The following is a 13,160-nucleotide window of genomic DNA, read 5'->3' as shown; positions in this document are numbered from 1 at the left end:
CCACATTCGACGATACTGATACACAGTGTCCGTGGTCAAGACACTTTGTCCGCGCTGAGAACACCCGCACCTGCGGAAACGTCAGCAGGGTGAACGCAGGCCCGCCAGGGTCACGCGCACCAGCCGTCGTACCGCCGCGGCCGACTTGAGCACCCCGGCGGCCGCGAGCGAGTGCACGCAGAAGAGCGCCAACTCGCCGGAGGGGACGTCGTCGCGCAGGCTCCCCGAGCCCGCGCCTTCGGCGATGAGGTCGCTCAGGAAGTCCGTGAGTTCCTTGCTCGCCCGGACCGCGTGCTCGCCCTGGTGCAGCAGCGCGGCCAGTTCGGTGCGGTGGTGCTCGAAGGAGATCGTCGCGTACTTCTCCAGCACCGCCGCCAGCCGCTTGTCGGCCGCGCCCGCCCCGCGGCCCGCGGCGGCCATTTGTTCGAGGTTGCGGGCCATCTCCCGCGCGTGCCAGGCCGTCAGGATCGCGTTGACGTCGGGGAAGTGCCGGTACAGCGTGGCCCGGCCGATGCCGGTCTCCTTGGCGATCAACGACATCGTGATGGCCGACAGGCCGTGCTGCGCCACGAGCGCCGCCGTGCTGTCCAAGGTCGCTTCCACCACTGCCTTGCGGTGGTCACTCACCGACTGGTCCCACAGCTTCGACCCCACGACAGCCTCCTGTGTCCCGCCGGTGTGGGACATCCTGTCCACCACCGGGACGACGTTCTTTGAGCGGAGTCTGTCACGGGTTGCGAAACCATGCCGAATCGTGCCGGGTGAACCCGAGGTGCGGGTAGTAGTCCGTCGCGGCCGGTGCGGACAGCAGCACGATCTTCGCCCGTGGCGCCTCCGCTCCCAGCGCGTCGATCAACGCCTTGCCGATCCCCAGCCGCTGATGTGGTCCGGACACCGCGATGTCGGAAAGGTAGGTGACGTACGAGAAGTCCGAAACGGCCCGCGCGATCCCGGCCAGCTCACCGTCGACCCGGCAGACCAGGACGAGGTTGGCTTCGCGGACCATGGTGGCCATCCGCTCCCGGTCACCGACCGGACGGCGCTCCCCCAGCCCGGACGACCGGTACACGGCCAGCACCTCGTCCAGGTCCAGATCGGCGCCCTGGACCCGTTCAATCTTCCAGTCCACGAAGGACCTCCAAACGTTCTCGGACGACGGTGTGCCGGGTCAGGAACATCTCGGGCGTCAACGGCCCGGGGTCGACGCCCTCGGCGACGAGCGCGGCCCGGAAATCCCCGCCCGTTCCCTCGACGACCCTGTCGGCGGCCCGCTGCACCAGCCGGTACGCCTTCTCTCGGTCCATCCCATCGGCCAGCAGGCGGGCGAGCACGACCGAACTGAAGGTGAGCCCGCGCGTCGCGTCGACCGCTCCGGCCATGCGATCCGGGAAGACCGCCAGTGTCTCGATCACCTCGGTGGCCGCGGTCACCTGGTAGTGGCAGGCGATGAGGCTGTCCGCCAGCGCCACCCGCTCGACCGGCGAATGGGACAGATCCCGTTCGTGCCACAGCGCCACGTCCTCCAGCATCGGCGCCGCGTAGCCGCGCACCAACCGCGCGAGGCCGCTGAGCCGTTCGCTGGTGGTCGGATTCCGCTTGTGCGGCATCGCGCTGGATCCCTGGTACGCGCTCGCCCGGCGCTCCTCGACCTCACGCACCTCGGTCCGTTGCAGCAGGCGCAGCTCCAGCACCACCTGTTCGACGCACGCCGCGAGCACCGCCACCGCGGTCACCAGCTCTGCGTGCCGGTCCCGCGCGACGACCTGACTGGGCGCCTCCTCGACACCGAGCCCCAGCGCGTCGCACACGAACGCCTCGACGGCCGGATCGATGAGCGCGTACGTCCCCACCGAACCCGAGATCGTCCCCACCGCGACGGCGTCCCGGGCCGCGCGCAGCCGCCTGGCCGAACGGTCGATCGCGAACGCGTACCCGGCGAGTTTGTGCCCGAACGTCGTCGGTTCCGCGTGGACGCCGTGGGTACGGCCGACGCACACGGTGTCCCAGTGCTCGACGGCCTTGTCCGCCAGGACCGTGCGCAGCCGTCCGGTGGCCGTCAGCAGGACGTCGCCTGCCCGGGCCAGGGTGTGGCCGAGTGCGGTGTCGACGAGGTCGTAGCTCGTCATGCCCAGGTGCACCCAGCGCGCCGAGTCGGCGGGGATCTGCTCGCAGAAGGCCGCGAGGAACGCGAGGATCTCGTGGTCGCGGGTACGTTCGCAGTCGGCGACCCTGGCCGCGGCCGGGGGTGGTGCCTTGCGGATGTCCGCCAGCGCCTCCCCGGGGACATGGCCCAGCTTCGCCTGCGCCTCGGTCGCGAGAACCTCGACGCGTGCCCACAGGTCGTACCGGGCCTGGTCGGTCCACAGCGCGGCCATCTCGGGACGTGAGTACCTCGGGATCACGTGGCCGCTCCCTCAGTAGACATCGAAGTACTCCCGGTGCTCCCAGTCGGTGACCTCGCCGTCGAGCAGGTCCTCGCCCGTTCCGGCTGCCTTCTCGAACCTCGTCAGCTCGCTGTCCTTGAGCTTCGTCAGCAACGCGGCCAGCGGCGTGCCGAGCAGGTCGTCCGCGGCTTTGCTGCCCCGGAACGACTCCAGGGCGTCCCGCAGCGATCCGGGCAGTTCGGTGCCGCCACCGGGCGGGTCGCCGTCCAATCCGGCGAGACCGGCGTAGAGCTGGGCCGCGATGGCCAGATACGGGTTGGCGGCCGGTTCGGCGATCCGGTTCTCCGCGTGCGCCGAGGGACCGCTGCCGAGGATCCGGACCAGCGCGCTGCGGTTCTCCGTCCGCGAGTCCACACAGGACGGTGACAACGCCGGCCCGGGCCGGAGCCGCCGGTAGCCGTTGACCGTGGGCACGGACAGCAGGCACAGCTGACGGGTCAGCGCGAGCATGCCGTCGACGTAGCGCTCTCCGTCGGGTGACAGCAGGTCGGTTTCGAAGGCGAACAGGTTCCGGCCGGTCCTCGTCTCCAGCACGGACTGGTGGATGTGCCAGCCGCTCGGGTCGAACCCGGGCAGTCCCGGCAACGCCATGAAGGACGCGTGCAGGCCCCGGCGGGCGCACAGCTGCTTGGCGACCGTGCGGAACAGGAGCATCGCGTCTGCGGTGTCGGACGCGGTCATCGGGTCGAACGTGAACTCCAGCTGACCCGGGCCCGACTCGAGTTCCATCGACCGCAGCGGCAGGCCGAGTTCGGCGACGGCGGCCGACAACGGGCCCGTGATCTCCGCGGCCCGGTCCAGCCCGCTCTCCAGGTTGAACTGATAGCCGGCGTCGATGGGGGCGACCGCGGGCGCCTGCGCCTGGTCGCCGAACCCGTTGCCCGCGGCGGACGGGTGCCCCGGCAACCGGCGGGTGAGGTACCACTCGACCTCCAGACCGACGACCGGGGTCAGGTCGCGGCGGGTGAACTGTTCGACCACGCGTTTGAGGACGGCCCGTGAGCTGAGCGGATGCGGGGAGCCGTCGCGGAGGTATTCGTCGCCGAGCACCCAGGCGGTGGCCGGTTCGACGTCCGGAAGGAGCTGGAACGTGCGCGGGTCGGGGACCACGACGAAGTCACCGGCACCGGCCAGCTCGCCGACTCCGACGCCGGGGTCGTCGGAAAGGAAGTCCACGGCGATGCCGTGCCCGGTGTCGAGGACGAACGGCCCGGCGCTGAAGTCCATGCCGTTGCGGAGAACGGACCTGAACGTCGCCCGGGGCAGGATCTTGCCCCGGGCCAGGCCATGGGGGTCGGCGAAGACCAGGCGGACGTGCTCGACGCCGTCCAGCGCGGCTTCGACGCGCTCGGCGGCGGCCTGCTGTTCGTCGTCCCAGAGTCCGTGCCGGGCGACGAACCCCGGCAGCCCGACGCTGCTGCCGGGGCAGGGATTGGACCACTGTCGGGATGTCAAGTCACTGCACCCTTTCCTCGATCGGCACCACCGGGGTGTGCTGCCGGAAGGCCAGCTCGGCCTCGATCCCCGCCGCGGCGGTCAGCACCATTTCGTCCCGGCCGAGCGTGCCCACCAGTTGCATTCCCACCGGCAGCCCGGCCGCTGTGAGCCCGGCTGGCAACGACACGGCCGGGTGACCCGTCACGTTGAACGGATGCACCGCGGGCGCCCACCCCAGCCACTGCAGGTCGGCCGGTTCGGCGGCCCAGGCGGGCCCGACGGCGTAGGGATCGAACGGTTCGATCGGCACGGTCGCCATCGCCAGGAGGTCGTAGCGGTCGAACAGCGCGTGCAAGGAGGCCCGCAGGCGCAGGTGGCTCTCGGCCGCGCGGACCAGGGCCTTGCCCGTCACCGTCTGTCCGTAGTGGACGATCGCGAGCCTGCCGGGATCACACCACTGTTCGTCCGAGGGGTCGGTTCCCGCCGCTTCGCCCGCCGCGATCAGATCCACCAGTGCCGGGTACGTGTCTTCGAAGGGGACATCGACGCGTTCCAGCTGGTATTCGGACGCGGCGAAGATCCCCGACGCCCGCTCGCACACCTCCCGCACTTCCGCCGAAGTGCCAGGGAACTCCAGCCATCCCACCCTCAGCGCCGCCCGCCGTCGCCGGGGCATCTCCCGCACCCCCCACGAGTCGGGGTCCCCGGGATGCGCGCCGGACGCGTGCTTGTAGACCTCGGCCGCGTCCCGGACGCTGGTCACGATCGGCCCGAGATGCGCGAGCCGGTCCGCGCACGGTGGCACGTACGGAATCCGAGCGAACGACGGCTTGAATCCGACGACACCGCAGAAAGCCGACGGGATGCGGATCGACCCGGCCCCGTCCGTCCCCAGTGCGAGATCGCACAACCTCGCGGCCACCGCGGCGGCCGCGCCACCGCTGGACCCGCCGGCCGTCAGGTGCGGCGCCCATGGATTGCGCGTGGGTTCGGCGACCCGGCTGACCGTGCTCGCGCTCCACCCGTGTTCGGACGTCGTCGTCTTGCCGATCACGATCGCGCCGGCCGCTTTCAGCCGGGCGACCGCGGGGGCGTCCACCCGGGGACGGCGGTTCTCCAGCAACGAACCACGGCTGGTCGGCAGGCACTCGGTCTGGATCAGGTCCTTCACCGACACGGTCAGCCCGAGCAGCGGCCAGGACCGCCAGGCGTCCGCGCCGGACCGGCGGATCAGGGCGTCGGCGGCCTCAGCGGCGGCAAGGGCGTCTTCGCGAGCGACAGCGACGTACGCGCCCAGCACGGGGTCCAGCCGGTCTATCGCGGCCAGGGTGCCCGCCACGTGGTCGGTGACGGACATCGTTCCCTTGCGGAGGAGTTCCCTGGTGCCGTGCGCGTCGAGGACGCTCAAGTTCCCTCCCCCGGCCGCTCAGGCGCCTCCTCGCCCGCGATCCGTGTCCAGTGCCATCGGCTGTCGAACGCGGTGACCGCGCACGTCGCGCCCTCGGCGACGGCGGCACCGGCCAGGGTGGTGGCGTGCGCGACGAACCGGGACGCCTCGTGTGCGGCGAGCAGGTCCTGTTCGTCGAAGGGACGGCCCGCGCAGCGCAGCAACCGCAGGTCGACGAACCCGGCGAACCGGCGGCCCAGCAGTTCCACCGCCTGGGGACTGCGGATGCTGAAGCGGACCTTGGCGGCGACGTGACCACGGTGGTGCTGGTCGGAGTAGTAGGCGATGTCCGGGATGATCGGCGGCACGAAGTAGTCCCGCGCCAGCACTTCCGGTGTTTTCGGCAGGTTGCCCGCGAGGAAGTGCCACGAGTTGTACTGCATCCGCGCGGACATCGACCAGGTGATGTCGGCGAGCCGCGCGAGTGACCCGCCGAAATGCCGGGCCGCCGCCGGATTCGGGACCACACAGCAGAAGTAGTCCGGCAGATCCCACTGGACCATCCGTGACCAGTCCTCCGCGCGCAGGGCCCCCAGGAGCATCGGCAAGGAGCGGATGCCGCGGCTCATCGCGAAATCGGCGTCGAAGCCGGTCACCGCGGCGGCGACGGTCGTGTGGATCAGCGCCTCCAGGCCGGTGCCGAAGTCCCCGTGCGGTTCGGTCAACCAGCCCGGCGACGAATCCAGCTCCGCCGTGAGGCTCCGCAGGTCGTCACCGCGGAGGGGCAGACGATCGGACAACTGCTCGGCCAGCGCGGCCTCGCGGGCCAGGGCCAGTGGTCCGCGCGGCGCGGCGATCCGTTCGATCTTGTGCATCAAGGGGCCGTGGATTTCCCGGTACAGCTGCGTTTTCCCGCTGACGGCCTGGCGCTGGACCCGGAGCTGCCGGGCGTGTTCCAGCAGCGCGACGACGCGGGTGGAGCTCGCGGGCGGCACCTGAGGGGCGCCGAGGGCGCGGTTGTACTTGCGCCGGACCCGGTCCAGCAGGGCGGCGACGTGCTCGACGGTCAGCTGGGTGCTGTTGGCCTCTTCGACCCGGCCGTAGCCGACGGACGTGATGAGCAGTTTGAGGCAGACGACCAGGACGGCGTCGTTGTCCGACCACAGTTCCAGGTCCAAACCCTGCAGGCCGGTCAGCGCGCAGTCCGGATGGCCCGGCCAGAGCGTTTTGCCGGTCAGGGTGTTGCGTTCACGGAAGTTCGTGTACCGCTTGGTGTCCTGGTACAGCACGAACGGCGCGGTCCGCAGGGCCGCGTCCTTCAGCTCGTCCAGCAGTTCGTCACGGCCGGCCGGACCGAGGCCCTCCAACCAGTCTCGGCAATCCTTTGTGGACTCGTCGGCACGGGCCTGCTCGAACCGCAGCTCGTCGCGGTAGTGGTCGAGCGCGGCCTTGGTCCAGCGCACCCGGCGAACCCCGTCGACCAGGTCCTCGTCGTCGGACAACGGCCGCTGCGACGGCGCCCGCACGGCGACCCGGCCCCCCGTGGTCAGCCCGAATTCGCCGACGTAGGCGGGGTCTTCGTCCGCGCTGGTGCCGTCCGCACGGTCGGCACCGTCCTGCCAGGACAGTCCGAACAACGCCTTCAGCGCGCATTTCTCCGGGACGCGTAACGCTCTCAGCTGCACGTCCGCGGGCACGTGACCGTCCAAAGTGAGCAGGATGTCCACGGCCCCGGCCGGATCCGGGGCCGCCACGGCGGCCCTCCAGGCCCTTTCCAGCAGGCCGGGGAAACCGTCGTCGGGGGCGAGGACGCTGTCCGGTTCCGCCGCCGTACCGGCCTTGTCGCCCAGCCTGCTGGGGCGGCGGCTCAGCCGGGCCGCCGCCATCGCTTCCCGGTACGAAGACGCGGTCCGCAGTGTGGTCAGTTTCATCCTCGGTCCCCCACCGGACTGGTGAGTTCCACGTGCCCCCACAGATCGTTGCCGGTCGACGACCAGTTCTCGTCGACGTAGATGCAGTCCACCGGGCACACCAGCACGCACGCCGGGCAGCCCGAACACAGTTCCGGCACGATCACCACGTCGATCCCGTTGTCGAAGATGGCGCCGAACTCCGGCGGGCAGTTGCGCAGGCACGTGTCGCACACGATGCATTCGGAAGACTCGATCCGGCGGGGCGTCTTGGTCCAGTTCTCGTCCCGGCTGCGGGTGGCGATGCGCGCGGCCCGGTTCTCGCCCACGCGCACGGTCGGCGATGCGGCCATGGTGACCCCTCCTCGCGAAGTGTCTTGGTTTCCGTATCGGGTCAGGGCGCCTGAAGGATCTCCACGACGGCGCAAGCGGCCTCCATCCCGGGCGCGCCGCCGACGAGCAGTACCTTGTCGCCGGGCTCGACCTGGCCGGTCCGCCACACGTGCTGCAGGCCGCGGATCGCGTCCACCGGGCCCGCGTGCCCGTGCCGCCGGGTGAAGTCCCAGATGCCGTGCTGCTCCTCGACCCCGATCGGGTCCAGGAACACGTCCCGCAGGCCGTTCCAGGTGAAGCCGTCGTGTACGACCTTCGCGATCTGTTCGAGGGACGTATCGGCCTCGTCCATGGCCGTCTTCGACGCCTCGATCATCACGCCGCCGAAGTCACCCATCGGCGGGAGCGTGCCTTCCATCTGCAGCTGGCCGAACCTCGCCCAGCGTTCGTCGAAGTTCAGTGCCTTGCCGATCGTCAGGCTCGGCGGGAAGAGCTCCTCGCCGACGCGGTCACGCAGTTCCAGCTCCGGGTCGGAGACGGAATGAACGGACAGCAGCCGCGCGAACCCGGGTTTCCTGGACAGCACGACGGAACCGCCTCCGTCGGCCAGGACGAACAGGGTGGTGGCACGCCAGCGGTCGACGGCGGGGGTGCCGAAGTTGTCGCCGGCGGTCAGCAACACGGAAACACGGCTCCGGTCGGCTCGCAGGTAGCTGGTCGCCAGGTTCAGCGTGGCGAAGAAACCCAGACAGCCGTTGCGGACCTCGAGGGACGTGACCGGCTGATTCACCGTGAGGCGGTTGATGTAGTGCGGCGCCGACCACCCGTCCGGCCCCTGCGGGTGGACGTTGGTGTGGAAGACACCGCTGAACTCGGCCGGTTTGCGCCCGGCCACCTCCAATGCGCGCTGCGCGGCCTCCACGGCGAGGTCCGGTGCGGGCCGGGTACCGGCGACGGAGATCGAGACCAGCCTGCTCCGCTCGCGTTCCTCGGCCTCGTACCACCCGCGCTCCACCGCGTGGGAGGTCTCGGCGAAGTCAGTGTCCGCGGTACCGATGCCCGCGAAATAGACATCGTTGACCTTCACTGCGTCACTCTCCCTGACTGTTCGGATCGAGGGGCCGGACCCGGCGGGGCGCTGCCGGTTGTCTTGAGACAAAGCCAAGCTAGCCGGGGCTCCCTATACCCACGTCCGCGTTTCCCACAACAATCGATGAACGACGGGCCGCACAATTCCAGCGATGGTTGAACCTCATTTACCCGTCGCGTCCTGGCCCGGGTCATGCTGTCAGTCAGCGGAAACGCCGAGAGCGAGGAAAGCGAGCGCTGATGACGGACGTGCCGAGCATCGACGAAATGCGGGAAATGGTCGCGGCGATGACCGGCGCCGACCCGGCCGGCATCACGCCGACGACCAGCCTGCTGGACCTGGGCGTCGGCTCGCTGGAGATGATGCGGCTGGTCAACCGGTTTCGGCGGGCCGGCCTGGCGGTGGAGTTCCGGGTGTTGTCCGCGCACCCGACGCTCGGCGCCTGGATGGAGCACGTGGCCACGGTCACGGCTCGAACTTGAACCCGAGGCCGCGCACGGTGAGCAGATGCCGGGGCCGCGACGGATCGCGCTCGACCTTGGCCCGCAACCGTCCGATGTGGACATCCAGTGTCTTCATGTCGCCGACGTAGTCCGCGCCCCACACGCGGCCGATCAGCCGGGTCCGGGTGAGCATCTGGCCGGGGTGCCTGATCAGGCACTCCAGCAACTCGAACTCCTTGAGCGGGATGTGCACCTCGTCGCCGTGCACGGTCACCACGTGCCTGCCCGGGTCGATACTGACCGGACCGGCCGTGACCAGCTCCGGCCGTGGCTCCGCCGGATGCGGCGGCTGCTCCCGATCGGCCCGCCAGCGGCGCTGCACGGCGTGCATCCGGGCGACCAGCTCCCGGGGCGAGAACGGTTTGGTGACGTAGTCGTCCGCGCCCAGTTCCAGGCTCACGATGATGTCGACCTCGCTGTCGCGCGCCGAAACGACGATCACCGGGACCCCGGAGCTGGCCCGCAGCCGACGGCACAGGTCCGCGCCGGGCATACCCGGCAGGTTCAGTTCCATCAGCACGAAGTCCGCGCCGCTGCGGCCGAACTCCGTGAGCCCGGCCGCGCCGTCGTTCGTGACGACCGGGCTGAACCCGTGGTCACGCAGCGACGACGCCAGCGAGTCCGCGCTCGTCGCCTCGTGGTCGACGATCAAAACCCTGTTCATCTCGGCTCCGTCCGTGAAGGTCAGCCGGTCACGGCCGTCCGCGCATCGGGCAGCGGGCCGGCCTGATACCAGCTAACGGCAAAACGGCGGCGCGATGATAGGGCGCTGGAACCAGACTTTCGCCGGGATGTTGCAGGAACAACTCAAGCGCCGTCAGCGGCGCGGTTTCGTTTCGGCACCGGATTCGGCCAATAAGCCGGGTGCCATTCGTTCGGTCAGGTGCAAGGCGAGATGAAGGTGCAAAGAATCCTGCTCGATCGGGCAACCCCGCGACTGCTCGGCCTTCTTCACCCGGTACGACACGGTGTTCTTGGCGATCCTCATACGCGCGGCGGTCGCCGTGACGCTCCGCTCGTGATCCAGGTAGCACTTCAGCGTCTCGCGGAGCGCGACGACCGAACGGGCCGTGCCGACCAGCCCGCCCAGCTGCCGCCGGACGAACTCCGCCACCTGCCGGACGTCCATGCTCATCAGCACGAACAACTCCAGCGTCCGGTAGTCGTGGATGTTCCCGGATCCCGCGAGAACGGTGCGGCTGAGCCGTTCGAGTGACGCCGCCTGTTCGTACGACCGGCAGAATCCGCTGATGCCCGGGGCGGGAATCCCGGCGGCCACGTGGACGTGCCCGGTGGGCAGCCGCTCGGGGCTCAGCTCGCCCAGTTCGGTCGGCAACCCGTTGACGCGGCCACCCCACGCCCACAACCGGCCGGAACCCCCTGGTACCAACAGGGTCGACGAGCATCCGGCGGCGTGCAGGAGGTTCGTGGCCGTCGTTTCCAGTTCCCTCGTCCAGTTCAGGGTGTCGTCGTCGCACCAGGGCACGGCGTCGGGGTCGTACCAGAGCATGAGGCACAGGTGGTGCAGGGTCAGTTCGTAGCCGAGGTGCCTGCCGGCGCGTTCGGCGTTCACCCGCGCGCCCTCGAGGATTCCGCGAACGAGCTTGATGCGTTCGGCCGACGTACCACCGCTTTGCCGCCGTTGCTCGGCCACGAACGCGACGTTGATCTCGTCGGCGAGCACACCCATGGTGCGGTAGAGCGTGCTGGAGATCCGTTGCATGGCCTCGGCGTGGCGGTCCGGCGGCAGCCCTGCGGCGACGGAGTGCAGCAGCCGTTCGCTCAACACCGCGTAGCCGTCGTGCAACGGCCGCAGCCAATCATCGGCGCTCAGACCGCCGGCAAGGCGTTCACGGACACACAGGCGCAGTTCGCGGCGAAAGGACTCGGGCAACCGCTCGTCACGGACCAACCGGTAGAGCGTCCACATCACCGCGCCTTCCACCAAACGCGTTTCGGCCGAGGACAAAAGATTGTCACTCTCATACGAGGCGGCGAGTCCGGCGACCACCGCGTGCGCCGTTTCCGCGGCCCACGCCGCGGCGGCCAGACCGGCGTCGGCGATGAACTCTTCAACCTCGCGCGTACCGGACATCACCAGGTCGAACGCGGTCGGGGTATCCGGTTGGAGCAGTTCGGCCCAGAAGAACCGCGAGGAGCGGGTTTTGTCCGCCGGATACTGCCGTGGCGCGGCCGGCGCACGACGATGACCAGCGAAGTTTCGGCCGGTGACAGGACTTTCCACGCAACTTCCCCCTGACTTGGTCCAGCGCGCGGATTCCCCGGCCGCGCGTCCGTCCGTTCGTCCCCTCGGCTTTCGTCACGCCGATGCAATCCCGCACGGTCCACGACATTTCCCGCCACGGGGTCCGTACCAAAACGTCAAGGCACCACAGAAAAACGTGCGGTTTCCCGTGCTACCATACGCCGAATCGGACCCGGTGGGGCGCGCTCGGGGGATATCAGTTGCCCGTGTCCGTTTAATGACATATGCACAACTGACAATCTCTTCGGGCCGCCGGTAAACCGAGTGGCGAGGGAGAGAAATGACGCGCTGGGACGCGCAAGTGGCCGTCGTCGGCCTGGGCGCCTGGGGAGCATCGGCCCTCTGGCGCCTGGCATCACGAGGCGTGGACGTAATAGGTCTGGACCGATTTCATCCAGGACACCCTTACGGAGCCTCCCACGGCGGCAGCCGGATGTTCCGGCTCACCTGCCTGGAGCATCCTGGTCTGGTCCCCTTGGCCCGCGCCTCCCTGGACCTGTGGCGCGCGCTCGAGGCGGCGTCCGGCCAGGAGTTGTTGTGGCAGACCGGCGGACTGCTGATCGGCCCGCCGACGGGTTCGGTGGCCGGCGGGACGGTACGGGCGGCGAACCTGCACGGAATCGCCGTCGAGGAGATCTCCGTGCACGAACGCTTCCCCCGGCATGCGGGCGTTCCCGCGGGGCATATCGGGGTCTGGGAACCGTCGGCCGGGATCATCCGGCCGGAGGCGGCCGTCCTGGCCGCGGTCTCGGTCGCCTCGAGTCTGGGCGCCGAGGTGTACGCGGACTCCGGGGTGTCCGCGCTGGTACCGATCGACGACGGGGTAGAGGTCCGCACGCCGGTACGGACCTTGCGGGTCCGTCAGGCGGTGGTGGCGGTCGGGAGCTGGTTGCCTTCGCTGGTCCCGGGGTTGCCGCTGCGGGTACTGCGAATGCCGATCACCTGGTACCGGCCGGTCGCCGACGGCTTCACCTTGGCGGAGTTCCCGGTGTTCATGCGCGAACGCGACAACGGCTTGATCCTGTGGGGCAACGGGAGCGAGGGCGGCTACGACGTCAAGCTGGGCCTGGAGAACACGCCGGGCACGCCGCCCGAGCTGGATCCGCTGACCGACGACCGGTCGGTGGGCCCGGCGGACTGGTCCGCCCTGAGCGCCGAGCTGGCCACCGCGGTGCCGGGACTGGAACCGTTGCCCGCCAAGGTGGCGGTGTGCATGTGGACGCGAACCCCGGACGGGCAGTTCGTGCTCGGGCGCCCTGGCGGGGATCCGCGGCTGATCGTCGCCGGTGGGTGCAACGCGCACGGGTTCAAGCACGCGTCGGGGATCGGCGAGGTGCTGGCCCGGATGGTGCTGGGAGAAGAGCAGTTGTGCGACCTGTCGTTCACGGACCCGAACCGGTTCGGGGGTTTGGACGGCCTGGCAGGTGACCTGATCGTCGCCTCGGAGACCACCTGACCGCGCGAGAAGGAGGCCCGTCCACCGGACGGGCCTCAGGGTTCCGGCAAAGTCTGCTATCCGCTGGTCGGTGTCGTTCTCGGCGATCGACCCGGACCCCCAGACGGGACAGATGACTGTCCACAGAAGACCGCAGAATGGGTCTCGATGCCCGATTCGAGCGTTTTACGCGTTTTCACATGGGGGTCGTGAGCGGTAAAGAGCGTTAGAACGACCTTTACCGCTCACGACCCCCTCGCAAAACGCCTAAATCGGGCAAAGATGCGCCAGAGACGTCCTCTGTGGACATTCGAGGAGCGTGTCAGGCCCACGGATGACGAGCCCACTCCCTCAC

12 protein-coding genes are annotated in these 13,160 nt (G+C 69.5%); 2 read left to right on the top strand and 10 right to left on the bottom strand.

Going from position 1 to position 13,160, the window contains the following annotated elements; genetic code table 11:
- Positions 1–81 precede the first annotated feature (81 nt).
- From ACLJPX_RS01210 to ACLJPX_RS01175, 8 genes are all read right to left on the bottom strand, one after another.
- A complete protein-coding gene (locus tag ACLJPX_RS01210) occupies positions 82–654 on the bottom strand; it encodes a TetR/AcrR family transcriptional regulator (protein WP_410598295.1) in 573 nt (190 codons plus the stop codon).
- Positions 655–727: 73 nt separating this feature from the next.
- Positions 728–1,129: a GNAT family N-acetyltransferase gene (locus ACLJPX_RS01205; RefSeq protein ID WP_410598294.1), complete on the bottom strand. Its 402-nt coding sequence runs from the start codon at positions 1,127–1,129 to the stop codon at positions 728–730.
- Positions 1,113–2,402, bottom strand: a complete 1,290-nt coding sequence (purB, locus tag ACLJPX_RS01200; protein WP_410598293.1) for an adenylosuccinate lyase — start codon at positions 2,400–2,402, stop codon at positions 1,113–1,115. The genes ACLJPX_RS01205 and purB overlap by 17 nt, the downstream gene beginning before the upstream one ends.
- 12 nt (positions 2,403–2,414) lie before the next feature.
- Positions 2,415–3,899 (bottom strand): glutamine synthetase family protein, encoded by a 1,485-nt coding sequence (locus ACLJPX_RS01195; protein WP_410598292.1) that lies wholly within the window; start codon positions 3,897–3,899, stop codon positions 2,415–2,417.
- A 1-nt stretch (position 3,900) separates the two neighbouring features.
- Positions 3,901–5,289 (bottom strand): amidase, encoded by a 1,389-nt coding sequence (locus ACLJPX_RS01190; RefSeq protein ID WP_410598291.1) that lies wholly within the window; start codon positions 5,287–5,289, stop codon positions 3,901–3,903.
- Positions 5,286–7,199, bottom strand: a complete 1,914-nt coding sequence (locus tag ACLJPX_RS01185) for a hypothetical protein (protein ID WP_410598290.1) — start codon at positions 7,197–7,199, stop codon at positions 5,286–5,288. The genes ACLJPX_RS01190 and ACLJPX_RS01185 overlap by 4 nt, the downstream gene beginning before the upstream one ends.
- A complete protein-coding gene (locus tag ACLJPX_RS01180) occupies positions 7,196–7,531 on the bottom strand; it encodes an ATP-binding protein (RefSeq protein ID WP_410598289.1) in 336 nt (111 codons plus the stop codon). Before ACLJPX_RS01180 ends, ACLJPX_RS01185 begins: the two co-directional genes overlap by 4 nt.
- A 41-nt stretch (positions 7,532–7,572) precedes the next feature.
- Complete coding sequence (locus tag ACLJPX_RS01175; protein ID WP_410598288.1) at positions 7,573–8,598, bottom strand: ketoacyl-ACP synthase III family protein; 1,026 nt, start codon at positions 8,596–8,598, stop codon at positions 7,573–7,575.
- Between the two features lie 242 nt (positions 8,599–8,840).
- On the opposite strand from ACLJPX_RS01175, the gene ACLJPX_RS01170 reads away from it, so the two are divergent.
- On the top strand, positions 8,841–9,083 hold the full coding sequence (locus tag ACLJPX_RS01170; protein ID WP_410598287.1) for a phosphopantetheine-binding protein: 243 nt from the start codon (positions 8,841–8,843) through the stop codon (positions 9,081–9,083).
- Here the strand turns inward: ACLJPX_RS01170 and ACLJPX_RS01165 are convergent.
- The gene (locus ACLJPX_RS01165; RefSeq protein WP_410598286.1) at positions 9,067–9,768 is read right to left on the bottom strand and encodes a winged helix-turn-helix domain-containing protein; all 702 of its coding nucleotides are present in this window, start codon (positions 9,766–9,768) and stop codon (positions 9,067–9,069) included. The genes ACLJPX_RS01170 and ACLJPX_RS01165 overlap by 17 nt on opposite strands.
- Positions 9,769–9,921: 153 nt before the next feature.
- The gene (locus ACLJPX_RS01160; protein WP_410598285.1) at positions 9,922–11,349 is read right to left on the bottom strand and encodes a PucR family transcriptional regulator; all 1,428 of its coding nucleotides are present in this window, start codon (positions 11,347–11,349) and stop codon (positions 9,922–9,924) included.
- A gap of 301 nt (positions 11,350–11,650) precedes the next feature.
- Here ACLJPX_RS01160 and solA point away from each other — a divergent pair, with 301 nt between their 5' ends.
- Positions 11,651–12,826 carry an N-methyl-L-tryptophan oxidase gene (solA, locus tag ACLJPX_RS01155; RefSeq protein ID WP_410598284.1) on the top strand — a complete coding sequence of 392 codons (1,176 nt, stop codon included), beginning with the start codon at positions 11,651–11,653 and terminating at the stop codon, positions 12,824–12,826.
- The last annotated feature ends 334 nt before the right edge of the window (positions 12,827–13,160 follow it).

The sequence above is a fragment of the Amycolatopsis sp. lyj-90 genome (assembly GCF_046549035.1).
Taxonomy (GTDB): domain Bacteria; phylum Actinomycetota; class Actinomycetes; order Mycobacteriales; family Pseudonocardiaceae; genus Amycolatopsis.
This window is presented reverse-complemented; position numbering and strand designations above follow the sequence as displayed.

Coding starts and splice junctions, on each gene's coding strand:
- ACLJPX_RS01185 (WP_410598290.1), bottom strand. CDS start 7,199: ATGAAACTGACCACACTGCGGACCGCGTCTTCGTACCGGGAAGCGATG.
- ACLJPX_RS01170 (WP_410598287.1), top strand. CDS start 8,841: ATGACGGACGTGCCGAGCATCGACGAAATGCGGGAAATGGTCGCGGCG.
- ACLJPX_RS01165 (WP_410598286.1), bottom strand. CDS start 9,768: ATGAACAGGGTTTTGATCGTCGACCACGAGGCGACGAGCGCGGACTCG.
- solA (WP_410598284.1), top strand. CDS start 11,651: ATGACGCGCTGGGACGCGCAAGTGGCCGTCGTCGGCCTGGGCGCCTGG.
- ACLJPX_RS01180 (WP_410598289.1), bottom strand. CDS start 7,531: ATGGCCGCATCGCCGACCGTGCGCGTGGGCGAGAACCGGGCCGCGCGC.